The 23,470-nt window shown below is 34.1% G+C and carries 19 protein-coding genes, 1 tRNA gene, 6 pseudogenes and 1 riboswitch; of the genes and pseudogenes, 19 read left to right on the forward strand and 7 right to left on the reverse strand.

All coding sequences use genetic code 11. The features are described 5' to 3' along the window. The first annotated feature begins 3 nt into the window (after positions 1–3). The 5 genes from OPR58_RS02325 to OPR58_RS02345 all read left to right on the forward strand — a co-directional run bounded on the left by OPR58_RS02325 (position 4) and on the right by OPR58_RS02345 (position 3,309). On the forward strand, positions 4–744 hold the full coding sequence (locus OPR58_RS02325) for a YebC/PmpR family DNA-binding transcriptional regulator (RefSeq protein ID WP_265022915.1): 741 nt from the start codon (positions 4–6) through the stop codon (positions 742–744). Further along, the gene (locus tag OPR58_RS02330; protein WP_265022916.1) at positions 741–1,799 is read left to right on the forward strand and encodes a M23 family metallopeptidase; all 1,059 of its coding nucleotides are present in this window, start codon (positions 741–743) and stop codon (positions 1,797–1,799) included. Before OPR58_RS02325 ends, OPR58_RS02330 begins: the two co-directional genes overlap by 4 nt. Next, positions 1,783–2,652 (forward strand): SPFH domain-containing protein, encoded by an 870-nt coding sequence (locus OPR58_RS02335; protein WP_265023154.1) that lies wholly within the window; start codon positions 1,783–1,785, stop codon positions 2,650–2,652. The genes OPR58_RS02330 and OPR58_RS02335 overlap by 17 nt, the downstream gene beginning before the upstream one ends. A gap of 76 nt (positions 2,653–2,728) precedes the next feature. Next, a riboswitch (TPP riboswitch) is annotated at positions 2,729–2,831 on the forward strand. Then, positions 2,820–3,104 (forward strand): SemiSWEET family sugar transporter, encoded by a 285-nt coding sequence (locus OPR58_RS02340; RefSeq protein WP_010404806.1) that lies wholly within the window; start codon positions 2,820–2,822, stop codon positions 3,102–3,104. (Overlaps the previous riboswitch by 12 nt.) Next, positions 3,076–3,309 carry a motility associated factor glycosyltransferase family protein gene (locus OPR58_RS02345; RefSeq protein ID WP_265023211.1) on the forward strand — a complete coding sequence of 78 codons (234 nt, stop codon included), beginning with the start codon at positions 3,076–3,078 and terminating at the stop codon, positions 3,307–3,309. The genes OPR58_RS02340 and OPR58_RS02345 overlap by 29 nt, the downstream gene beginning before the upstream one ends. 29 nt (positions 3,310–3,338) lie before the next feature. Here the strand turns inward: OPR58_RS02345 and OPR58_RS02350 are convergent, their stop codons facing one another. Next, positions 3,339–4,298 carry an IS5 family transposase gene (locus OPR58_RS02350; protein WP_265022212.1) on the reverse strand — a complete coding sequence of 320 codons (960 nt, stop codon included), beginning with the start codon at positions 4,296–4,298 and terminating at the stop codon, positions 3,339–3,341. Positions 4,299–4,477: 179 nt separating this feature from the next. Here OPR58_RS02350 and OPR58_RS02355 point away from each other — a divergent pair, with 179 nt between their 5' ends. The 4 genes and pseudogenes from OPR58_RS02355 to OPR58_RS02370 form a co-directional block, all read left to right on the forward strand. Beyond that, entirely contained in the window at positions 4,478–4,876 is a 399-nt protein-coding gene (locus OPR58_RS02355) for a hypothetical protein (protein WP_265022917.1), read from the forward strand. A gap of 755 nt (positions 4,877–5,631) precedes the next feature. Beyond that, a pseudogene (locus OPR58_RS02360) lies at positions 5,632–6,186 on the forward strand (IS110 family transposase); the annotation flags it as partial. Between the two features lie 111 nt (positions 6,187–6,297). Further along, the gene (locus OPR58_RS02365; RefSeq protein WP_265022212.1) at positions 6,298–7,257 is read left to right on the forward strand and encodes an IS5 family transposase; all 960 of its coding nucleotides are present in this window, start codon (positions 6,298–6,300) and stop codon (positions 7,255–7,257) included. Between the two features lie 40 nt (positions 7,258–7,297). Continuing rightward, a pseudogene (locus OPR58_RS02370) lies at positions 7,298–7,690 on the forward strand (transposase); the annotation flags it as partial. A 192-nt stretch (positions 7,691–7,882) separates the two neighbouring features. Here OPR58_RS02370 and OPR58_RS02375 read toward each other — a convergent pair. Beyond that, on the reverse strand, positions 7,883–9,514 hold the full coding sequence (locus OPR58_RS02375) for an ankyrin repeat domain-containing protein (protein ID WP_265022918.1): 1,632 nt from the start codon (positions 9,512–9,514) through the stop codon (positions 7,883–7,885). A 78-nt stretch (positions 9,515–9,592) separates the two neighbouring features. After that, a complete protein-coding gene (locus OPR58_RS02380) occupies positions 9,593–10,780 on the reverse strand; it encodes a Bcr/CflA family efflux MFS transporter (protein WP_458694759.1) in 1,188 nt (395 codons plus the stop codon). Between the two features lie 110 nt (positions 10,781–10,890). On the opposite strand from OPR58_RS02380, the gene ubiE reads away from it, so the two are divergent. Then, positions 10,891–11,589, forward strand: coding sequence for a bifunctional demethylmenaquinone methyltransferase/2-methoxy-6-polyprenyl-1,4-benzoquinol methylase UbiE (gene ubiE / locus OPR58_RS02385; RefSeq protein WP_264682404.1), 699 nt, complete (start codon positions 10,891–10,893; stop codon positions 11,587–11,589). A gap of 182 nt (positions 11,590–11,771) precedes the next feature. Next, positions 11,772–13,472 (forward strand): ABC transporter ATP-binding protein, encoded by a 1,701-nt coding sequence (locus OPR58_RS02390; protein ID WP_265022919.1) that lies wholly within the window; start codon positions 11,772–11,774, stop codon positions 13,470–13,472. A 590-nt stretch (positions 13,473–14,062) separates the two neighbouring features. Here OPR58_RS02390 and OPR58_RS02395 read toward each other — a convergent pair. Together OPR58_RS02395 and OPR58_RS02400 are read right to left on the reverse strand one after the other, a co-directional pair. Beyond that, positions 14,063–14,890 (reverse strand): annotated as a pseudogene (locus tag OPR58_RS02395) (IS630 family transposase). A gap of 116 nt (positions 14,891–15,006) precedes the next feature. Beyond that, positions 15,007–15,597 (reverse strand): nitroreductase family protein, encoded by a 591-nt coding sequence (locus tag OPR58_RS02400; RefSeq protein ID WP_010403959.1) that lies wholly within the window; start codon positions 15,595–15,597, stop codon positions 15,007–15,009. An 85-nt stretch (positions 15,598–15,682) separates the two neighbouring features. Between OPR58_RS02400 and OPR58_RS02405 the strand changes: the two genes are divergently transcribed. The 8 genes and pseudogenes from OPR58_RS02405 to petA all read left to right on the forward strand — a co-directional run bounded on the left by OPR58_RS02405 (position 15,683) and on the right by petA (position 22,245). Next, positions 15,683–16,210, forward strand: coding sequence for a biotin transporter BioY (locus OPR58_RS02405; RefSeq protein ID WP_265022921.1), 528 nt, complete (start codon positions 15,683–15,685; stop codon positions 16,208–16,210). After that, positions 16,207–16,386: pseudogene (locus OPR58_RS02410) on the forward strand (DUF1284 domain-containing protein); the annotation flags it as partial. The gene OPR58_RS02405 and the pseudogene OPR58_RS02410, both read left to right, overlap by 4 nt. A gap of 107 nt (positions 16,387–16,493) precedes the next feature. Continuing rightward, positions 16,494–17,453, forward strand: a complete 960-nt coding sequence (locus OPR58_RS02415; RefSeq protein ID WP_265022212.1) for an IS5 family transposase — start codon at positions 16,494–16,496, stop codon at positions 17,451–17,453. A 41-nt stretch (positions 17,454–17,494) separates the two neighbouring features. Beyond that, positions 17,495–17,725: pseudogene (locus tag OPR58_RS02420) on the forward strand (DUF1284 domain-containing protein); the annotation flags it as partial. A 68-nt stretch (positions 17,726–17,793) separates the two neighbouring features. Beyond that, positions 17,794–18,660 (forward strand): tetratricopeptide repeat protein, encoded by an 867-nt coding sequence (locus OPR58_RS02425; RefSeq protein WP_010403952.1) that lies wholly within the window; start codon positions 17,794–17,796, stop codon positions 18,658–18,660. Positions 18,661–18,724: 64 nt separating this feature from the next. Beyond that, positions 18,725–18,797: transfer RNA gene (locus OPR58_RS02430), tRNA-Val, on the forward strand. Positions 18,798–18,848: 51 nt separating this feature from the next. Continuing rightward, a complete protein-coding gene (gene gyrA / locus OPR58_RS02435) occupies positions 18,849–21,551 on the forward strand; it encodes a DNA topoisomerase (ATP-hydrolyzing) subunit A (protein ID WP_010403949.1) in 2,703 nt (900 codons plus the stop codon). A gap of 94 nt (positions 21,552–21,645) precedes the next feature. After that, positions 21,646–22,245, forward strand: coding sequence for a ubiquinol-cytochrome c reductase iron-sulfur subunit (gene petA / locus OPR58_RS02440; RefSeq protein ID WP_265022924.1), 600 nt, complete (start codon positions 21,646–21,648; stop codon positions 22,243–22,245). Positions 22,246–22,338: 93 nt separating this feature from the next. Here the strand turns inward: petA and OPR58_RS02445 are convergent, their stop codons facing one another. Together OPR58_RS02445 and OPR58_RS02450 are read right to left on the reverse strand one after the other, a co-directional pair. Continuing rightward, positions 22,339–22,557 carry a hypothetical protein gene (locus OPR58_RS02445; RefSeq protein ID WP_010403945.1) on the reverse strand — a complete coding sequence of 73 codons (219 nt, stop codon included), beginning with the start codon at positions 22,555–22,557 and terminating at the stop codon, positions 22,339–22,341. Positions 22,558–22,572: 15 nt separating this feature from the next. Next, positions 22,573–23,401 (reverse strand): annotated as a pseudogene (locus OPR58_RS02450) (IS630 family transposase). Positions 23,402–23,470: the final 69 nt, after the last annotated feature.

The raw sequence follows: 23,470 nt of genomic DNA on the forward strand, positions 1-23,470 counted from the left end.
CTTATGGCTGGTCATTCACAGTTTTCAAATATAAAACATCGAAAAGGTGCTCAGGATGCAAAGCGCTCGCAAAAATTTACGAAGCTCATTAGGGAAATAACAGTTGCTGCAAAACAAGGGCTACCTGATCCCGAGCTTAATCCACGTCTTCGCTCTGCTATCTTTGCTGCGCGAAAGGAAAATCTACCAAAAGATAAAATAGAAACAGCAATAAAAAATGCAACTGGTAACGTTGCTGGAGAAAATTATGAAGAAATACAATATGAAGGCTGCGGACCTTCTGGTACTGCAATTATTGTTCATGCTCTGACGAATAATCGCAACCGAACTGCTTCTGAGATACGTTATATCTTTTCTCGCAAAGGCGGTAATTTGGGAGAAACAGGATGTGTGAGTTACCTTTTCGATCATGTAGGCTTAATTGTCTATAAAGCAGAGGGTATAAATTTTGAAGATTTATTTAACTATGGAATTGAATTAGAAGTATTGAATGTTGAGGAAAATAACAAAGAAGAATTATATGTTATAACTTGTGAAGTAAAAGACTTTGGTAAAGTACGTGATGCTTTCTATACAAAATTTGGAGAACCAGAACTTGCTCGTCTTTCATGGCAACCAAAGGACCTGATTGAAGTGAGCGACAAAGAATTAATTGATAAATTATCTACATTAGTTGAAGAGCTAGAAGATAATGATGATGTGCAGTATGTTGAAGGTAATTTTATTTTTGCTGATAAACTATGAGGCTGGTAATACTTCCACTGCTTTGTATTTTACCAGCATATGCAACTGAAACATTTGCGCAGAAATACTATTGTCATTCCAGTGCCCAGACACTGGAAATTGATTGTAAACAGCACGCTATACAACATTTTCGATTAAAAAACTGTTCAAGCACTGGAATAACAGAAAGCAACCTAAACCACTTTCCAGCGTTACTTCAGCACGGGATCAGGAAAAAAAAAGCTGCTTTGGTGACAGAAAGTGATAGAAAGTTGTTATTCATATCCAGTGACATAAAATCCTCTTTTTTTGACGCAGAAGATTTGGCGCCAAATACAGTAATGAGATTAATCGACATATATAAAGGTTATGGTGTAGATTTTAAAAAAGACATTGTGCCCAAAAGCAAATTGGAGGTGCTGTGTGAAAAATCACTCAGTAATCAGAAGGCCGAAGAAAAAATTTTATATACTTCACTGACAACAGATAAAAAGGTCATTAGCTTGTATCATTATGAGTCACAAGAAGCAAAAGAAGTGTATTTTAATAAAGAGGGGGTAAGCTTGAAGAGTAGCGAAATTTTTGTAAATCCTTTAAACGGAGATTTTCGTATATCTTCGAAATTTGGTAATAGAAAGCATCCTGTTCGCGGTAAAATTGCTTTTCACAAAGGAGTAGATTATGCAGCTAAGCTTGGCAGTCCCATATATGCTGCTGCAGAGGGTGTAATAGAATATATAGGAAAGAATGGTGGCTATGGAAATTACATCAAAATAAAACACAAAAATGAATATTCAACTTGTTACGCACATATAAGCAAATTTAGTAGCGATATAAAGTTAGGCTCTAAAGTAAAGCAGGGGCAGATCATTGCTTATGTTGGCAGCACTGGTGTTGCAACAGGACCTCATTTACATTATGAAGTTATATATAATGGTAAACATATTGATCCGCTTACGATAGCTCATGGCAATGAGATAAAGTTGCCTGATCGTGAATTAAGAGAGTTTAAATTATTTGTAAGTAAGGTAGATGAAATAATCAGCAGAGAGGGTGCAAGTGAAAAAGCAATCTGATAAAGACAGCACAGATAAAAATACGATAAGTGATAGAAATCTAAGTAAAATTCAGGCTTTTCCTGTACTAATAGCGCTAGGGTTAATTTTATTGGTACTTTTTGTGTATGACAGCACAATTGCACTTGGAGTTGCTGCTGTTTCAATTTTGACTTTTCTTCAGGCACTTTTCGTTAATGACCCTAATGAAGCAAGAGTGATAGAGTTTTTTGGTCATTATATTGGAACTTATTTTAAGTCTGGAATATGCGTAACGCTTCCGTTTTCGAGTAAATATAGAGTGTCTCTGAAATTTCAGAATATTAACACAGAAAAAATTAAAGTTAATGATGCTAATGGAAGTCCGATAGAGATTTCAGTAGTAATTGTTTGGAGAGTTAGCAGTCCTGCGAAGGCATATTATAATGTTAATAATTATCATGATTTTGTTTTTGTGCAAAGTGACTCGGTAATTAGAGAACTGGCAAGTAATTATCCGTATGATAGCGAAAACGATGAGGAATCTTTGCGTAAAAATTCTGATAAAATTTCAAATGAATTGAGATCAATGCTACAACGAAGATTGAATATTGCTGGAATTGAAATTGCAGAAGCGAGAATATCGCATTTGGCCTATTCATCTGAGATTGCACAAGCAATGCTGAGGCGTCAACAAGCGCATGCCATCACCTCTGCAAGAAAGCATATAGTGCAAAATGCAATAGGAATTATCGAAGAAGTAATAGCCCATTTTGAAAAAAATAAAAGCTTACAATTGGATGGAAAACAAAAGGTTCAATTGATAAACAATTTGCTAGTTGCTCTGATCTCTGAGCAGGATGCACAGCCGACTATTAGTTTGGATAATAATTAGCATAGAAGCCGATTGGGTTTCATGAATGCAAGTCACTGTTAATTTCTTGATTAATAGACTAAATGATGTTATAAATTACACGCATTAGGGGTGCTCTAAAAAAGCTGAGAGTACATAAAGTACAACCCTTTGAACCTGATCTTGTTAAAACAAACGTAGGAAAATGTATGTATATAAATATTGAAGAATGCTTTGGCTTCATCGCGTTCATTACATCTCTCATTGGGTTATTGCCTCAAGTATATAGAGCATATATCACAAAACTTACTCGTGACATATCGATGCTAATGTTGGTGAATTATCTTATTTGTTCATCATCTTGGCTTATTTACGGTATTTGTCAGGGTTTAACTTTTGTGATACTCAGTAATATTGCTGGATTAGTGATCAGTATAATATCAATTGTTCAAAAATGTTACTACGATGCAAAAACTGCACGGAGCGTTTTATAACCATATGCTACATTGTAGCGTGGAGCAAGAATATCGTTCTATTGTAGTACTAAATGGAGAAATGCCTGATTCATCGTTTTTTAAACAAGATATACCTGTTATTGCTGTAGATGGAGGAGCAAACAAGCTTCTATCAATTGGTGTAAAACCTGATCTTGTAATAGGAGATTTGGATAGTATAAATCCGAATGGCTTTGTTGCATAGCACTGATAGGCATGTAAATCACAATGAACTTACGCAGCTAATTTAAATTTAGCCATACCAATATCAGTAAATTTGTTCAGTAAGTAGCACTTAATTAACAGCTCTTTTTCACGATTTACCTCTGATTTATTTTTCAAGCCAAACCCAAATATTTGCTTCAACCTATAGAAAAAGACTTCAATATAAGACCGTGCTCCATACTTAACTTTTTTCTTCCATTCATTAATACCATCTTCATAATTCTCATATGACCTAATTCTACTAATATACTTGTTTCTTTCTGATAAGTAGTCAGCTAAACAAATTTTAGTATCCTTCCTAGGGCGAATAATAGGCACAATATTGTATTTTCTGCATTCTTTATACACACTTTTTATATCATAAGCCGCATCTGCTCGAATAGAACAAATGTTATATTTATCACTGACTTCTTCTAACATATCGCAGACCGGCAAATAGTCTACAGCAACACCACTAGTGTAGTTCATGCTTATTGCTTTCTTATCATTTATGTTTAAAATAACATGTAATTTTCTTACTTGACCATAACCACTGTATTTTCTTTTTCGAATATTAAGCTTACTATGCCCACCGTTATTATTGTAGATACTAACTCTAGTGCTATCTACGGCAATTTCAACATTTTCCAGATCATCTTTATTGCTTCTATGGTCATCAATCTTCAAATTAAGCTTTTTAAATCTTCTGGAAGCTTGTGTATAGCTGATAATCTTAAGTTTTTTGCCTATTTGTACCATATAACCTTTTACAAAACCTACAGCTTGTCTCAAGCCAATTCTAAAAAGATGAACTATTATGTGTATTAAAATTACAACTTTATCACTATAAGTGTTATTGCCACCTGCAACTTTTGGACTATTTTCATACCAATTTTCTATGGCTTGATTAACAAAATGAAAAACATTTCCTCTTTTTTTTAGAAACTCATTATATTCTCTTTGGTTACTTACTCTCATTTTTTGTGGCATAAGTTATACTTGTTTGAAAAATGCCTATTTTACAACAAAATGCGTTAGTAACCATAAGCTTTTCTCCTTACAATAACCTCAACCAACACTAGCTATGCAACAAAGCCAATCCGAATTTACGTGCTAATTTAAATACAGTATATCTACCTGATCAAGATTATTGCGACTTTTCTAAAGCAATGGCTCACTTAAAAACAGTAAAGTTATTGCCATCAATAGTAACGAGTATTACTGGAGGAGCAATTGATCATATACTACAAAATATCAACATTTTTTCAAGTACAGATAGTATCTTTTATATGCCTTCGCCTTCCATGGTGGGGTACGCATTACAAAAAGGTATTAGCTATTTTTCCTCTTTGCTAAAAAATACTAAAATATCCTTACTTGGTATACCGAAAGCTCAAATATCAACTAAAGGATTACAATGGGAACTGTACCTTAGTAACCTTGCTTTTCCAGGAAAGAATTCTTGCTTTAATCGAAGTTTAGGCAATGAGTTATCTATAGAAATACAGAGCGGCGTGTGTTTAGCAATGATATATTTAGAAGCAGTAAATGATGATGGTGTGTATTGAGTTAAAACATTAAGAAAAAAAAAGTAGAAAAACCGTGTTAACACTAATTATAAAAACTACAGGCGCCTGTTATTAGCTAAAGTAAAGGTCAAATATCTGGAATTCTGGACATAAAATCCTCCTGTATAAAAAAGATTCAGAATGTACACACAACAGATGTGGCTGAATTTTTATTGAAAAATTGGTTAAAAGGTCTGCAGACTGAGATAGATTTTGAGCTCTCTAAATATCTCTACCATCATTATAATGGCATCTTGAGTATGCGGAAGCAATTTTTTCATTAAAATAAAAAATTTTATTCTACAGCGAATAAAAAGGAGTTTGCTAATTTTCATACTGATCGGATTTCACTACTCAAACCTAGAAACTTTAATGTATCAAGGTATCTGTTCAGGGGAATGTGCAAGTCATTGCTCCCTTTCTTGTCATTCCAGTCACAGCTGTACGAACATTGTGGTTTGTGGGCAATTCGCGTAGCAGACGGTGTCATTCCAGTGCTTGACACTGGAATCCAGCTAAACACTTTACAACGTTTTTTGTATAAAAGGACTGGATTGTATATTAAATCAAAGCCGCAAGGCTATAATGAGCAAGGAGTGATACTGTCAATTGGGTTGATTGATAGAAATCGTAGGCATCTCAGTACACTCCTTGCTTTAAAAAATGGAGTACGAACGGTAGGGGGATCAAAAAGATCGAATCACAATCCTGTACAACATTTACATTATTATTTGATTATATTTATAGGTACAAAAATGGCTAGAACAGTTTTCATTGGTATTGATGTTTCAAAAGAAACACTTGATATCTCAATTAACAATAAACATCAGCGTATAGAAAATGTAGAAAGAGCTATATCTGAGTTTATAAAGTCAAAAATAGTTAACGTATTTGTTAGGTTATGTGTAGTAGAATCAACAGGTGGTTATGAAAAACTTGTCATAAAGTTGTTACGGGAATATAACATAGCTGTTCACAGAGCTCACCCAAATCGGGTATATGCATTTGCAAAAGCCTGCAACCACTTTGCAAAAACAGATAAATTAGATGCAAAATTACTAGAAAAATATGCTGAATTTATCACAAAAAATGACGAAGTAATAGAATACATAGTTTCACAAAAGCAAGAAGAACTAAAAGAGCTAAGAGCAATTGAGCGCAATCTAAACGATGAAGTTCACGCAAATAAGTGTCGTTTGCATAAGGTTACAGGAAAAGCCAGGGAATATATAGAAAAACAGATAGAATTTGCAAAAAAACAATTAGAGCAAGTTAGGCAAGACATAGAAGATATAATAAACTCTGATCCTGATTGGCTTTGTTGCATAGCTAGTGTTGGTTGAGGTTATTGTAAGGAGAAAAGCTTATGGTTACTAACGCATTTTGTTGTAAAATAGGCATTTTTCAAACAAGTATAACTTATGCCACAAAAAATGAGAGTAAGTAACCAAAGAGAATATAATGAGTTTCTAAAAAAAAGAGGAAATGTTTTTCATTTTGTTAATCAAGCCATAGAAAATTGGTATGAAAATAGTCCAAAAGTTGCAGGTGGCAATAACACTTATAGTGATAAAGTTGTAATTTTAATACACATAATAGTTCATCTTTTTAGAATTGGCTTGAGACAAGCTGTAGGTTTTGTAAAAGGTTATATGGTACAAATAGGCAAAAAACTTAAGATTATCAGCTATACACAAGCTTCCAGAAGATTTAAAAAGCTTAATTTGAAGATTGATGACCATAGAAGCAATAAAGATGATCTGGAAAATGTTGAAATTGCCGTAGATAGCACTAGAGTTAGTATCTACAATAATAACGGTGGGCATAGTAAGCTTAATATTCGAAAAAGAAAATACAGTGGTTATGGTCAAGTAAGAAAATTACATGTTATTTTAAACATAAATGATAAGAAAGCAATAAGCATGAACTACACTAGTGGTGTTGCTGTAGACTATTTGCCGGTCTGCGATATGTTAGAAGAAGTCAGTGATAAATATAACATTTGTTCTATTCGAGCAGATGCGGCTTATGATATAAAAAGTGTGTATAAAGAATGCAGAAAATACAATATTGTGCCTATTATTCGCCCTAGGAAGGATACTAAAATTTGTTTAGCTGACTACTTATCAGAAAGAAACAAGTATATTAGTAGAATTAGGTCATATGAGAATTATGAAGATGGTATTAATGAATGGAAGAAAAAAGTTAAGTATGGAGCACGGTCTTATATTGAAGTCTTTTTCTATAGGTTGAAGCAAATATTTGGGTTTGGCTTGAAAAATAAATCAGAGGTAAATCGTGAAAAAGAGCTGTTAATTAAGTGCTACTTACTGAACAAATTTACTGATATTGGTATGGCTAAATTTAAATTAGCTGCGTAAGTTCATTGTGATTTACATGCCTATCAGTGCTATGCAACAAAGCCATCCTGATTTGAAGGAAAAAAGCAAACTGCTAACTAGCTATAAAGGTGTTGGACGGAAAACCGCAAGTATCCTACTCATAGAGGTACCTGAACTTGGCAGGTTAGATAATAAGGAAATAGCTTGTCTAGTTGGAGTTGCACCAAAAACTAGTGAAAGCGGAAGGAAAGTAAGCAAGGCCCAAGTCATAGGTGGCAGATTTTATGCTCGAAAAGCATTATACATGTCTGCTGTGGTTGCAATGCGTCATAATAAAAAAATGAAAGTATTTTACCAGCGTTTAGTTGACTCCGGCAAAGCCGCTAAAGTTGCTTTAGTTGCTGTAATGAGAAAAATCATCATTTGTTTAAATGCTATGATAAAAAACAATAATTTTTATCTTGATGTTTAAGACGGTAGATGCCAGTGTCAAGCACTGGAATGACACCGTCTGCTACGCGAATTGCCCACAAACCACAATGTTCGTACAGCTGTGTGCTTGACGCTGGAATCCATTGTACTCCGTAAATTTAACTGAGTGCCAGTGTCAGCTACTTTCATGACATCAACTGATTTTTCTTTGCATTCCAGTTATGCAAGAAATCTATTGTATAATATTATTATCACCCTCTTGATAGTTTGTTAGCTCCTCTCCTCCTGAGTTACTTGGTGCAATTATTTGATCAGATTCAGTTGATGGTTCATCAGATCCAAACAACCATGAAAAGAAATTACCAAAAAATGACCCTATTAAAGAAAAAGGCTTCATAAGTATACTAAACAAGTTACTAAAAAAAGAACTTTCTGTCTCTGTAGATTCTGGAGTAGAAGCAGCATAAGCTTGTACATCTGTTTCTTCTATGCTTTCCTCCTCTTCCTCTAAATCATCTACTTGTCTCTCTCCCTGTTGTGTATCAGTATCCTCCTTTAGATTTCCTTCATTATCTTTCGATTCTATAATGTCATCAATTTTTTCTTTGGCTTTTTTTAATAGAGTTTTTATTTCTTCTGTGCTAGCTAAATCTAAAGGAGTATTTCCATCCTTATCTGCTAAATTAATATCTATTTCTTTTATTTTCAGTAGGGCTTCTACTACTTTTATATCGCCACTCATAGCAGCATAGTGTAAGGGAGTCCTTTCATATAGATCTTGTGCATTAACATTTGCTCTTACTTGTATTAGAACATTTACTATCTCCAAGTTTTCTTTGTGAACAGCCCAATGTAAAGGAGTCCTTCCATCTTTGTCCACTGCATTAACATTTACCCTTGCTTTTATTAGAGCAATTACCATTTCAAAGTTCTCCTTTTGAATGGCATAATATGAAAGAGTCTTTCCTGTTTCATCCGATATATTAACATCTGCTCCTTTACTTATTAGGTGTCTCACTTTCTGAACATCACCTTCTTGAACAGCCTTAAGTAAAGCAGCATTTATTAATGGCACTTTTATTTCTTCGTCAATAGCTAAATCTAAAGGGATCTCTTCGTTTTTACCTGTTATACTAACATCTGCTCCTGCTTTTATTAGAGCCACTACTATCTCTTTGTTGTTGTTTTGAGCAGCTAAATGCAAAGGAGTCTCTCTGTTTTTATCTCTTATATTAAGATCTGCTTCTGCTTTTATTAGAGCTACTACTATCTCTTTGTTGTTGTTTTGAGCAGCATAATGTAGAGAAGTCTTTTTGTTGTTATCTTGTGCATTAACATTAATTTCCTTGTTTCCTAATAGGGCTTCTGCTATTTTCACATTGCCACATTTTATTTTAGCATTAGCATGCCGATCCCAATCCCAATAATTATTTACCTCATCTTGATTTGATATATCATGGTAGCACATTTCAACAGCCAAATGTAAAGGAGTCTGTCCTTTATCATTTTTTGTATTAACATTTGCTTCTTTCTTTAATAGGTCTTCTACTGCTTTCAAGTCGCCAAGTCTGGCAGCCAGATGTAGAGAAACCTTACAATACTCAGCTTTTACTTCTTCGTATTTATTTAACACGTGGCGTTCTCGAGAAGAGTCATAAGCAATAAAATCTGCTCCATTATCTAATAGAACTTTTGCTATATCAGAATGATTATTTTTAACAGCCCAATATAGAGAATTACCTTGAGATCCATCATATGCATTAACATCAGCTTCTTCAATTATTAGGCGCTTTGCTTCATTAAGATCACCTCTTTTAGCAGCATCAAGTAAAGCAGCATCTATATTTCTGATTGAATAATTCATTTAACACTTCTCTATAAAATTGCATTACTATGGTAAGGTAGTTAATAATTCATGAACTCTTGGTTGTAGAAATAATGATTATCCTTCGTGTTTTTCAGTGTATTTAAGTAAACTATATATAAGAATTGCAATTATAGAACATACAACTGTTAATAGTAAATTTGGTAAAATGCCATAAAAAAAGAATTTTCCTACTATGTATATTCCAACAGCCCCAAACATCATATTGCAAAATGAGAGAACTGCACTACCAAGCCCTATACTTTTGACCGTTTCTAAAGCAGAAGTCACATTATTGCTGATTACGAGTGCAAGGCCAATATTGCTTGGAATCCAAATAACTTGAAGAATAAGTACGCTCAACTTGTTTATGAAATAAAAATATACCAATAAACCATCGGATATTATTGGTAGTACCAAACCTATTATTAGCATCTTGCTAACCCCTATTTTTGGTACGTACCTTCTGTTAATTAAAGTGCCGATTACGTAAAATATGACTATGATTGATATGAGATAGCCAAAATATTGTACTTCAATACCCATTGATTCAAATATGAACGGATAGTTAGCAATGTATGCCCAAAGCCACATGAAAGTTAATCCATGAATGGCTGAAAACCCAAGAAAACGATAATTCTTAAATATTAATATATACTGCTTGAAGATATTAATGCTGGCTTTACTTTTATTTACGTTCACCGTTTCTTGTAGTTTCGAGTAAATAAAAATGAGCATAATAATTGCAGCAAGTGATATGATAAAAAACAAAAATTTCCAACTATAACCATGTGAAATTATATAACTGCCTACCACTGGAGCTATTCCAGGTGAAAGCGCTACTACCATATTTAACTTTGAGATTACTCTTGAGTATTCACTACCTGAGTACATATCCCTGATTGCTGCATATCCGACAACGCCTGCAACACCAGCTCCAGCTCCTTGTATAAAACGGATTAATATTAAAAGTATAATATTATCAACTATGCAACATACAATACTTGCCAAAGTAAAAATTGTCATACCAATAAGCATTATTAGGCGCCTACCATAATAGTCTGACAATGGGCCATAAATTAATCCAGATATTGCAATTCCTAATAAATTTAAACTGATCGTAAGCTGCGCTATATTACCTTTCACCTTAAAATAGTTGGCAATACTTGGCAATGCAACTGAGTATAAGTCTGTTGCCATATCAACAACTGCTACGGATAATATCATAATAAGAGAGATGATATTTTGTGAAAAAGCTGTCGACACTAATGATTTACTGGATTAAATATGTTTAATTGTAGTATATTTTTCTCATTAGTATATTAATTTAACTGCTAAAGTTTAAAATAATTATGTAAGCAATCTCTATATAAAATATGGATAAATCACAACTAGTTAAAGAGGTTTTCGATTCTGTAGCAAATTGCTACGACATCATGAATGATATAATGAGTCTTGGAATGCACAGGCTATGGAAAGAGAAGATGGTAAGTAGTGTGCATTTTAAAAAGAACTCCAAGGTTTTGGATATTGCTGGAGGAACCGGAGATATAGCTATAAGAATAGCAAGAGGTGAACCAAGTACTCAAGTTACAGTATGTGATATAAATCAAAACATGCTGGACAAAGGGCGTGATAAAGCAATAAATTCAAATCAGCTAAATTTCAATTGGGTATGTGCAAATGCAGAGAGCTTACCATTTGAAGATTCTGAATTTGATTATTATACAGTAGCTTTTGGTATTCGAAACTTTTCTGACCGTAAAAAGGCTTTAAGTGAAGCATATAGGGTATTGAAGCAAAATGGACAATTTGTCTGCTTGGAATTTGCCCCTATGCATTATCAAAATGAGATATTCACCAAATTTTATGACTTATACTCATTTAAAGTAATTCCTAAAATTGGTAGCATAGTTGCTAAAGATAAGGGTTCTTATGAATATTTAGTGAAAAGCATCAGAGAATTTCCAACTCAAACTAATTTTAAAATGGAAATTGAAGAGATAGGCTTTAAGAATGTTGAGTTCTATAATATGAGCTATGGAATAGTAGCATTACATATTGGAACAAAATGAATATTAAACTCTGGTCTATTCAGTAGTTTTTTTTGCTAACTTTCTGTAATTTCGCAGCGTTTTTCCTTCAGTAGAAATCAAGCTAAAGTTTCTTGAACGTATTGCTCTAACGAAGTACACTGTAAACTAATATTGTAACTTTTTCCTGAAGCTAAAATCTATATAATTAACTTAAAAATAAAATGCGATCTAACATTAAGCAGTTATTTTATTATATAAAACCTAATCTACATTATTTTACCGTAGCTTTTATTGCAGTTCTATTTTCAGCTTTAACGATTCTTCTTTTTGGTAGGGGCTTAAGCAACATAATTGATTCTGGCGCAGAGCATAACTTTACTACCAAGCTCGTAGTTTCAATACTGATAGTTTTAGGCATTTCTTTCACTGCATTTATTCGGTTATATTTCATTGGCATTGGCAGCGAGAAAGTTATCGCAAGAATCAGATACGACTTATATAGCAGTATCACTGACTTGCAACCAAGTTTCTTTGAGAACACAGGCGTACAAGATGTTATCTCAGCACTCATTACTGATACCTCTGCATTGCAATCGATAATAAACAGCAGCTTACTGACAATATTGAGGAATTTTGTGGTACTGACTGGTAGTGTTGCAATGCTGTTATACACAAATCTACATTTAACCGCATATGCAGCTGCAATAATACCCATACTGCTCATTATCATGACTTCACTTGGAAAAAAAGTTCGCAATTATGCACGCTTTGCTCAGGATAAATTAAGTGAGCTTGCATCATTTAGTGAGGAAAATTTTAGATCTATAGTAACCATTAAATCATTTGTACTAGAAGAAAATGAAAAAATTCGTTTTCAGAAACATCTAAACTCAGTATCAAAATCATACGTAAAATTAGTACTCTTGCGTGCTATTTTAGTAACTCTAGTTATCACGTGTGTGATAGGTTCGCTAGTTATTTTGCTTTTTTTTGGAATAAAAGAAGTCTTAAGTAATAATATGACCATTGGAGAACTCTCCTCATTTGTGTTTTATTCAGCGCTTGCGGCAGGAGCTATAAATAATTTGAGCGATAATATCAGTGATTTACAACGAGGTCTTGGAATAGTAGAGCGTTTGTTTGAGTTTACGAACATGAAAAGCTCTATAGTAAATGGCGAAAATCCTATAAGAATTAATAGTATTCAAAAAGAAATTGCGTTTAACGATGTAACATTTTTTTATGCTGATAAGCCAGCATTAAATAACGTATCATTTTCTATAGAGGCAGGCCAATCAGTATCAATTGTTGGACCATCTGGCAGTGGCAAGAGCACCATTTTAAAGCTTCTGCTCCGTTTTCACGATCCAAGTGAAGGCAGTATTACTATCGATGGACAGAATATTAAGACAATTGCGCTAAATGACCTAAGATCGCTATTTGGCTTAGTACCACAAGATCACATGATATTTTCTTGCTCAATAATGGAAAATATACTATACGGCAAACCGGGTGCTGAATATGAGGAAGTCAGGCGAGCTGCTATCAGCGCTTATGCGATGGAATTTATTGATAAACTGCCGGATAAATTTGATACATTTGTAGGAAAAAGAGGATTAAAACTTTCTGAAGGACAAAAACAACGCATCATAATAGCAAGAGCAATACTAAAAAATCCTCAGGTTTTAATACTTGATGAAGCAACTTCTGCTCTTGATTATAAAAGTGAGAACCTAGTGCAAAAAGCACTTAGCAAATTAATGCAAAATAGAACAACAATCATAATTACGCACAGGCTATCAACCGCACTCAAAACTGACAAGATTATAGTGATTAATTGCGGGAAAGTAGAAGAAGTGGGAACTCATGATTCTCTAATGAGTAAAGATGGGCTGTATGCAAAATTGGCGAAGATAGGGTAGAAATTTAAATCATAATGTTGTTAACATGCTAGATTTAGCAATCAAGTTATGAAATCTTTAATTATTTTAAAGTACAATAATATCATAGTATTTTTCAAAGGATTATTATGGTTTATAATTACAGTAATTTACCAAAATTGCCATTTACGGCTTATAATTTACCAGCAGCTTTACCAGTACCAGTATCGAACTGTGCACAAGCTTGTACACCTCCATTTGTACCTTGTGCTACTAATTCCTGCCATAATTATTTTAACTCGCATCATAACTATTATGACACATGTCATAATCCTTGTGATGGATTTGGTTTTTTTTATTAGAAGATTGTTTTTAAACAATTCATAAACGCACGTGCTGCCATCTAAGAGCACATGGTCTACCATGTGCTTCACATTTTGCTTAAAAATATAATAAGCAGGTGCTTGATTTTCATTTGCAGCGACATAGCAGTTCTACCAAAATTTATTTCAGCAACACAACTAGTTTGACTACTGACAGCTCCTTCTTGGAATCTTATCATTATTCTGCTCATAGTAAAATTTCTAAGCTCTAATATCTATTATAGCTCTTTTCATAATAGTCCGAAAAGCTTATAGAAAAGCGGAATCAACAGCATGACGAAAAGATGTGAATAGAGGGATGTTTTTCCTAGCTCTGTTTTTTATAGCAAACCAATGATGCTCAATTTTGTTAAAATCGGGAGAATAAGGCGGTAGATATAAAATTTCTGCGCCAACTCCTTTAGCAAATCTTATTAGACTTATGAAAAGTAGCATTATCAAGGATAACAGTTTGTCCAGGTTTCAAAATCGGTGTCAAAAACTGCTCAAACCATTTATTAAAGATATCCATATTACAGTGGCCTTCAAATGTTAACGGAACAACTATTTTTCTGCCGTTTAAGGCTGCAATCATACTGATTCGTTGAATTTTTTTACCAGATTTTAGAGCATAAAACCTCTGTCCCTTCTGGCAATATCCATAACTCGGTGTTATCAATGCCAGACTCATCTATATAAACTAAGTTTTGAGGTTCTTTTGTTGCTATAATTTTCAAAAATTCAGCGCGTTTTTCTTCGTTTCTTTCTTTGTATCTATATGTCTTTTTTTGCGTGTGAGTCCAATTTTTTTAAGAGCTCGATGGATCGTTGGGATACTAACATTGCTCCAAAGCTTAGCCATTTCCGATACCACCATATTTTTTAGCAAATTCAGTAAATTTATTCCAGTCAGTAATTTTGTGATTATAACCTCCATTTCCAAGTTTTTTTGACTGAAAATCTCCTGTTTCTTTTCTTCTTTGCTGCCACTCCCATAACGTAGTTCTTCCAATTTTAAATCTTGCTGCCACCGTTTCCCTGCTTTCTCCTTCTTCTAGTGCTTCCATTGCTTTTTTTATAACTATATGCTGCTGGCATCCTTACCTTCACTACTATAAAACCTTATTTTACCTCGTTTGGACTATTATGAAAAGAGCTATACTTACCAGATAATCCTATTTTTAAGGTATTGAGAGAGGGGTGGTCAAAGTAAGTTAACTAGTTTTTGGCCACTCATCATAAAAAAATATTTCTTCTATTGGTCTTCTTTTCTTCTTACTTGTTTCAGCGCCATCTTCTTCGTAACCAACCGCTATCACTGACATTACATTAAAATCATCGGATATGTTGAATTTTTCTACTATTTTATCTCTATCAAATCCACCCATTTGATGAGCCATTAAGTTCATAGCTGCAGCCTGTAGCATAAGTGCATAATTTGCTGCACCAGTATCGTGATTAGCCCAAAAATTTTCACCTTTGTCAGATTTACGGAAATTCTTAGCGCTTAGAGATATAATTAGTATTTGTGCATCTTTTGCCCACTTTTGATTAGATTCATCAAGGCAATTTAGCAGCTTTTCCCATGCGCTTTGATTGTTCTGTTTGTTGCATATTACGTATCTCCAGGGTTCATCACCAAAACATGAGGGAGTCAGCCTTACAGCTTCCATTAAAATATCCATGTCTTCCTGAGATATTGCTCTTGTAGGATCGTATGAACGTCCGCTGTGTCTTGCTTTCATCAACGATAATAGATCTTGTTTACTCATCATTTTTAATTTAATAGTGCATAAATAATTCATTGTAGCACAATATGAGCAAAATTTAAATTGCAAAACCTCTCATACACATATATGACATTTAATAAGTTATTTTTATTGGGAAAGTATGTTTATAACACAATCTAGCAGAAGATCAACACTGGCTGAAATATTGTCTTGCGTTTTACTTTTATTCTTGATGGCTCAAATAAGCATACCATTGCAGCCTGTGCCTATCACATTGCAAACTTTAGGAGTAATGCTTATTGGGCTTAAATTTAACCGCAGAACAGCATTCTATTCTGTGCTTACATATCTATCACTTGGTGAAGCAGGATTGCCTGTTTTTGCGAATTTTTCTGGTGGTTATCACATTTTTCTCGGGCCAACAGGTGGATATTTGATTGGCTGTTTAGTTGCTGTTGTAGTAATGAGCAGAGTAAATGAATTACTGAACTCTAAATATAAATCATTTATGTGTAATTCTTTAAGTTGTCTGGCGGGTACAGTCGTAATCTTTATTTGTGGTATTAGTTGGCTTACTATTTACGTGGGTCTGAAACAAGCAATAATGGTAGGTGTTTTACCATTCATCCTTCCTGGTTTGGTAAAAATTTTTCTACTTGTAGCAGCTTTGCAGTATTTGAAAAAGTGATAAGGTTTCGTCCTCATCATTTTATGTGCACTCTTGCATTTCAAGGGTATGGATATTCTCAGAGCTTTGTAGAAAATTACAAAAAGATAGCAAGTAAAGTAATTAGTGATCCTAATACTAAAATCGAAGTAGTTGATAATCTTGACACTATTTGTAGTGTTTGCCCAAACCAGACTGGCTTTGTTGCATAGCTAGTGTTGGTTGAGGTTATTGTAAGGAGAAAAGCTTATGGTTACTAACGCATTTTGTTGTAAAATAGGCATTTTTCAAACAAGTATAACTTATGCCACAAAAAATGAGAGTAAGTAACCAAAGAGAATATAATGAGTTTCTAAAAAAAAGAGGAAATGTTTTTCATTTTGTTAATCAAGCCATAGAAAATTGGTATGAAAATAGTCCAAAAGTTGCAGGTGGCAATAACACTTATAGTGATAAAGTTGTAATTTTAATACACATAATAGTTCATCTTTTTAGAATTGGCTTGAGACAAGCTGTAGGTTTTGTAAAAGGTTATATGGTACAAATAGGCAAAAAACTTAAGATTATCAGCTATACACAAGCTTCCAGAAGATTTAAAAAGCTTAATTTGAAGATTGATGACCATAGAAGCAATAAAGATGATCTGGAAAATGTTGAAATTGCCGTAGATAGCACTAGAGTTAGTATCTACAATAATAACGGTGGGCATAGTAAGCTTAATATTCGAAAAAGAAAATACAGTGGTTATGGTCAAGTAAGAAAATTACATGTTATTTTAAACATAAATGATAAGAAAGCAATAAGCATGAACTACACTAGTGGTGTTGCTGTAGACTATTTGCCGGTCTGCGATATGTTAGAAGAAGTCAGTGATAAATATAACATTTGTTCTATTCGAGCAGATGCGGCTTATGATATAAAAAGTGTGTATAAAGAATGCAGAAAATACAATATTGTGCCTATTATTCGCCCTAGGAAGGATACTAAAATTTGTTTAGCTGACTACTTATCAGAAAGAAACAAGTATATTAGTAGAATTAGGTCATATGAGAATTATGAAGATGGTATTAATGAATGGAAGAAAAAAGTTAAGTATGGAGCACGGTCTTATATTGAAGTCTTTTTCTATAGGTTGAAGCAAATATTTGGGTTTGGCTTGAAAAATAAATCAGAGGTAAATCGTGAAAAAGAGCTGTTAATTAAGTGCTACTTACTGAACAAATTTACTGATATTGGTATGGCTAAATTTAAATTAGCTGCGTAAGTTCATTGTGATTTACATGCCTATCAGTGCTATGCAACAAAGCCAACCAGACTAAACAAGGTAAATGTACCACACAAGCTAAAGTTTTAGAGCTAGATAGAAGGCATATGGAAATTTTAGGAATAAAAATTGGCGAGATTTTGACCTGGAGTAAAGCAGTAAAAAGAATTAGAAAGAAAATGTCTTTAGAGAAATTTGACTACGCATGTGAGGAGTGTAATTGGCAACCATATGGAATGTGTAGAAGTGCTCTTTTAACTCATTCTAAATAGTATCTGCCAATTAATAATATCTTTATTATTATATTAGATAAGTAATTTAGCATTTATGAATTTGTAATGTGTTGCGTATAGTTCAAAGAAATAAGATTTACTGGTTACGCGCTGCAGCCAATGCCACAACACTAGGATCTATGTTTGTCTGCATGTTAATTTGCGTTGTGATTTTATGGAGGTCTTCTGTTACCTATGCTAGTGAAAATTTGGAGATACAGAAGGTCTTTGATAGTGTTGTCAAGCATATAAAAGCTGATAAAAAATATAAAGATCTTGATGTTATCGAGAGAAAAAGTGACAAATTTAATATCAAAATTTCGCAGAATTCTGGCAAGAATTTTGACATATACTCTATTTTAAAAAAAGCAAAAGATTCCTTTGAGTTAGGAGATAGTGAAACAGCTACTTCTCTCCTCAATCAGATTATCGCAAAATTTCCTTATCATGAAAGTGCTTTAATTGGACTAGGGAATATCTATTACGCTAACAAAGAATTTAAAAAAGCTGTAGAGATTTACACAAGACTGTTAAAAGAATATCCTAGCAACCCTTATGTATTAAAGAATTTTCTGACGATAATCTCACAATATGATCCTAATTTAGCATTGAGTGAAATGTTGAAATTGTATGATACACTCAGAAATAGCGCCCCTTTATCAGCAAATTTAGGTTTGATCTATATGAAAAAAGGGGATTACGTAAAAGCTAAAGAATATATGAAAGCAGCAATTTCTTTAGATCAAAACAATATTTTTTATACCTATAATTTAGCTGTTATTCTAGATAAGCTCTCAGATTTTAAAAATGCCACAGCATGTTATTCAAAGTTGTTGAACATGTCAAAAAATGCAAGTGAAAGAATACCTTTATACAAGGTAGCAGCAAGGCTAAAATTTATACAACTCCATAGTGCGCACCCAGCGATTCCATAAGAGTTGCTTGTATCGCTATTTTTGTTTACAACAACAACATTGAACTATAGAATTATATCTAGAGGGGCAATTAGCTCAGCTGGTAGAGCATCTCGTTTACACCGAGGAGGTCGGCAGTTCAAGTCTGTCATTGCCCATTAGCCTAGTTGAATATTAATATTACAATTATTTCAATCAAAGTATAGAAAATGCAAGACAACATAGTACCAGTTTCAATAGTGAAAGAGCTAGAGGATTCTTATCTCTCCTACGCAATGAGTGTGATCATAAGTCGAGCTATACCTGATGTGCGAGATGGATTTAAACCTGTTCATAGGCGCATATTATACGCAATGTCGAGGGCTGGGTTCGATGCCGGTAAACCGTATAAAAAAGCAGCTCGTATAGTCGGGGATGTAATGGGAAAATATCACCCACATGGTGACATGGCTATCTATGACTCCTTGGTCAGGATGGCTCAAGATTTTTCTCTTCTTTTACCACTTATTGATGGGCAAGGTAACTTTGGTTCGATAGATGGAGATCCGCCAGCTTCAATGCGATATACAGAAGCAAGGCTCCACAGAGTGTCGCATTTTTTACTAAATGATATTGACGAAGATACAGTTGATTTTAGGCCAAACTATGATGGAAATGAAACAGAGCCTGTTGTACTGCCTGCAGAATTTCCGAATCTATTGGTAAATGGTGCAAGCGGTGTTGCAGTTGGTATGGCAACCAATATTCCTTCTCACAACCTTGGAGAAATAATAGATGCTTGTATGTTATATATAGATAATCCTGAAGTTACTTTGGATGAGTTACTTGAAGTGATGCCAGGACCGGATTTCCCAACTGGGGGAACGATTCTTGGAAGGTCTGGAATAAGATCAGCATTTGCAACGGGTCGTGGATCAATTGTTGTGCAAGGCAAGACTCACATGGAAGACCTGTCACAAGATAGGCAAGCAATAGTGATTGATGAAATACCTTACCAGGTAAATAAAGTAAAATTAATTGAGAAGATAGGTGAGCTTGTAAAAGAAAAAAGAATTGATGGCATAACAGAAATTAGGGATGAATCTGATAAGTCTGGTATTAGGGTAGTAATTGACCTCAGAAGAAATGCTGAAGCAAGTTTTATACTTAATCAAATATTGGGACTAACTCCACTAAGAAGTAGTTTTAGTGTTAACACTTTAGTCCTCAACAACAACAGGCCTGCTTTGATGTCGTTGAAAGAAATTATAGCTGCTTTTATTGATTTTAGAAAAGAAGTATTAATCAGGAGAACAGAGTTTCGTCTAAGAAAAACGAGGGAAAAAGCTCATATATATATAGGGCTCTACATTGCGGTCTTGAGCATAGATGAAGTGATAAAAATCATCCGTGGTGCAAAAGATCCTGCGGAAGCAAGTAGAGAACTTTTAAATAAAGAATGGAAAACTTCAGCTGAGATAAACACAATTATTGGATTAATCTCAGACAGCACAAGCTTTTTGAAAGACGGAGTGTATAGATTAACTGAGCTGCAAACGAAAGCTATTCTTGACATGAAATTGCAACGTTTAACAGGCCTTGAAAAAGACAAATTAGAAGCTGAGCTAAGTTCAATGATCAACCTGATAAAAGAATATATCGCTTTTCTTGGCTCAGGAGAGAAGTTGATGAAAGAAATAAAAAACAATCTACAAGAAATAAAGAATAGATTTACTGTGCCGCGAAAAACTTCAATAGAGGAATCAGATACGGACATTGAAGCTGAAGATCTAATTCCACAAGAGGATATGGTGATAACCGTAACTATGAATGGTTATATCAAGCGTGTGAAGCTTTCTCATTATAGAACTCAGCGTCGTGGTGGAAAAGGAAAGCTAGGACAAGGATTAAAAGAAGAGGATGTAACCACAAAATTATTTGTTGGGAATACCCACACTAGCCTTTTATTCTTTTCTAATATTGGCCGAGTTTATAGATTAAAAGTTTATAAGTTACCTATTGCAGAGCCAACTGCACGTGGAAGAGCACTTGTTAATATATTCCCGCTTAGCGATGGTGAAACTATAACTAATATAATGCCATTACCAAGTGAAAATGACGAAAATCAAAACATAGTTTTTGCTACTGCTCATGGGAACATAAGGCGCAACTCTTTAGCAGATTTTCACTATATTCCAAGCAATGGAAAAATAGCAATCAAGCTCGATGAAGGAGATAAGTTAATATCAGTTAAAGTATGCAATGAAATTGATCATGTTTTTCTTTCAACAAGATTCGGCAAAAGTATCAGATTTGTTGTAAGTGATGTGCGTCAATTTAAAAGTCGCAATTCAGATGGCGTAAGAGGTATCAAACTTGCAAAGAATGACAGCGTGATATCTATGACCATATTAAATGGGATAGGTGTAGCAACAGAAACAAAAGAACTTTACTTAAAAGTTCCACTTGCAAAAAGACTGGGGACTGCAATTAATAACTCCATTGATTCTAAATTGGAAAAGACTTTGAATGATTTAGGAATAGATAACAAACTGTTCTTAAAACTTGCAATGAATGAGGAGTTCATATTAACTATTACTGAAAATGGCTTTGGTAAAAGAACTTCTGCGTACGAGTATAGGGTAACAAATAGAGGTGGTGTTGGTATTACAAATATCCTTACTACCGACAGAAACGGTAATGTTGTTGCTAGCTTTCCAGTTGAACAGGGTGATAATATCATGCTTATTACAGATAAAGGAAAGTTAATTCGTATTTCAGTAAATGATATCAGAATTGCAGGACGTAGCACTCAAGGAGTCACTCTGTTTAAAACAGAGAGTAGAGAAAAGGTGGTGTCAGTAGCGAAAATTGAGGATCCCGATTCCACTGAAGATAGTATTTCCGAAATTGACAACTCTGTTTCTTCTTAACTGTATAGCAAAGGTTAAACAAATAGTGCAAATTTCTATTGATTAATCTATAATATTTAAATTAAAATATATGTCTATGTTCAAGTAGAGATTGATGAATAAGAAGTTAACTAAAAATAAAAAATCATTGACGAATGAGAAGAATAAAAAAACATCTCTTGTTAAAGATTTTGCCAAAAATAAGAGTAGAAGAGATTTTATCACATTAACTACGTGTGCCATGGCAGGTATAGGAGCTGCAAGCGGTCTTTGGCCATTGGTTAAGTCTATGAATCCTTCTGCTGAGGTTTTAGCGATGTCTACGGTTGAGGTTAATCTATCTGATATTCAAGAAGGACAAGGAAAAAAGGTAAAATGGCAAGGTAAGCCAGTATTTATCCGCAAGCGCACAAAACAAGAGATTGAGGCTGCAAGAGCCATAAATGCAGAAAATTTGAGAGATCCTGAATCAGATGAAAAAAGAGTATACAAAGGAAAAGATGAATGGTTAATTATGATTGGAATATGCACCCATCTTGGATGTGTACCAGTTGATCACGCTACAAAAGACGGCAACGGTTGGTTCTGCCCTTGTCACGGTTCATATTATGACACATCAGGCCGAGTAATTGGCGGTCCTGCACCAAAGAACATGGCTATACCTGACTACTTTTTTCCAAGTGAAAATATTGTAGTAATTGGCAAGAAGGCTTAACGGATTTTCATAATTAAAGTAATAAAAGTATATTGCATTTCAAGAAGCACACTGACTTCATAGGCAAAGCTCTTGAAGTCTATCAAGCTAATTTTATACTATGCACATATTCGGGTGATAATTAAGAAACTTGCCTGCCAAATTTTCAGAGTTGACAGCTAAATTTAAAACTTGTTCCTTTGCGTCAGAAAAATTCTGACTAACTTGCTTAAAGTTATTTTCTAACTCTTCGAGGATGGAGCTGAAATTAAAAAAACTTTTCTGCATTTTATCAAGATTTTGAGTTATATAGCTTAATATAGCTCTTTTCATAATAGTCCGAAAAGCTTATAGAAAAGCGGAATCAACAGCATGACGAAAAGATGTGAATAGAGGGATGTTTTTCCTAGCTCTGTTTTTTATAGCAAACCAATGATGCTCAATTTTGTTAAAATCTGGAGAATATGGAGGAAGATATAAAATTTCTGCACCAACTCCTTTAGCAAATCTTATTAGACTTATGAAAAGTAGCATTATCAAGGATAACAGTTTGTCCAGGTTCCAAAATCGGTGTCAGAAACTGCTCAAACCATTTATTAAAGATATCCATATTGCAGTGGCCTTCAAAGGTTAACGGAGCAATTATTTTTCTTCCACTTAAGGCTGCAACCATGCTAATTCGTTGAGTTTTCTTCCCAGATTTTAGGGCATAAAACCGCTGTCCTTTCTGGCAATACCCATAGGTTCAGTGTTATCAATGCCAGACTCATCTATATACACTAATTCTTTAGGTTCTTTTGTTGCTATAACCTTTGAAAATTGAGCTCGCTTTTCTTCATTTCTTTCTTTATATCCGTAGGTCTTTTTTTTCTTGTGAATCCTATATTTTTAAGTGCTCGATGAATTGTTTGTCTACTAATATTGCCCCAGCATCTCTGACTGAGTTTTGCCACCTTGCTCATTTGCAAATTCGGCAAATGCATTCCAGTCGGTAATTTTATGCCACGCTTCCAGGCTTTTTTGACTGAAAATCTCCCGTTTTCTCACGTCTTTTCTTCCACTCATATAAAGTTGTTTTTCCGATCTTAAATCTCTTGGCAACAGTTTCTCCACTCTCTCCTTCATCCAATGCTTCCATTACCTTTTTTCTTAAGTCATAACTATATGCTACTGGCATCCTTACCTTCCACTACTATCAATCCATATCTTACTCTTTTTGGACTATTATGAGGAGGGCTATACTGAC

This window comes from Wolbachia endosymbiont (group B) of Ischnura elegans, from assembly GCF_947251585.1.
Lineage (GTDB): Bacteria > Pseudomonadota > Alphaproteobacteria > Rickettsiales > Anaplasmataceae > Wolbachia.

Bases quoted from the DNA above. Each gene is read 5' to 3' on its own strand.
- OPR58_RS02325 (WP_265022915.1), top strand. From the start codon at position 4: ATGGCTGGTCATTCACAGTTTTCAAATATAAAACATCGAAAAGGTGCT.
- OPR58_RS02330 (WP_265022916.1), top strand. From the start codon at position 741: ATGAGGCTGGTAATACTTCCACTGCTTTGTATTTTACCAGCATATGCA.
- OPR58_RS02340 (WP_010404806.1), top strand. From the start codon at position 2,820: ATGTATATAAATATTGAAGAATGCTTTGGCTTCATCGCGTTCATTACA.
- OPR58_RS02345 (WP_265023211.1), top strand. From the start codon at position 3,076: ATGCAAAAACTGCACGGAGCGTTTTATAACCATATGCTACATTGTAGC.
- OPR58_RS02350 (WP_265022212.1), bottom strand. From the start codon at position 4,298: ATGCCACAAAAAATGAGAGTAAGTAACCAAAGAGAATATAATGAGTTT.
- OPR58_RS02355 (WP_265022917.1), top strand. From the start codon at position 4,478: ATGGCTCACTTAAAAACAGTAAAGTTATTGCCATCAATAGTAACGAGT.
- OPR58_RS02365 (WP_265022212.1), top strand. From the start codon at position 6,298: ATGCCACAAAAAATGAGAGTAAGTAACCAAAGAGAATATAATGAGTTT.
- OPR58_RS02375 (WP_265022918.1), bottom strand. From the start codon at position 9,514: ATGAATTATTCAATCAGAAATATAGATGCTGCTTTACTTGATGCTGCT.
- ubiE (WP_264682404.1), top strand. From the start codon at position 10,891: ATGGATAAATCACAACTAGTTAAAGAGGTTTTCGATTCTGTAGCAAAT.
- OPR58_RS02390 (WP_265022919.1), top strand. From the start codon at position 11,772: ATGCGATCTAACATTAAGCAGTTATTTTATTATATAAAACCTAATCTA.
- OPR58_RS02400 (WP_010403959.1), bottom strand. From the start codon at position 15,597: ATGAATTATTTATGCACTATTAAATTAAAAATGATGAGTAAACAAGAT.
- OPR58_RS02405 (WP_265022921.1), top strand. From the start codon at position 15,683: ATGTTTATAACACAATCTAGCAGAAGATCAACACTGGCTGAAATATTG.
- OPR58_RS02415 (WP_265022212.1), top strand. From the start codon at position 16,494: ATGCCACAAAAAATGAGAGTAAGTAACCAAAGAGAATATAATGAGTTT.
- gyrA (WP_010403949.1), top strand. From the start codon at position 18,849: ATGCAAGACAACATAGTACCAGTTTCAATAGTGAAAGAGCTAGAGGAT.
- petA (WP_265022924.1), top strand. From the start codon at position 21,646: ATGAATAAGAAGTTAACTAAAAATAAAAAATCATTGACGAATGAGAAG.
- OPR58_RS02445 (WP_010403945.1), bottom strand. From the start codon at position 22,557: ATGAAAAGAGCTATATTAAGCTATATAACTCAAAATCTTGATAAAATG.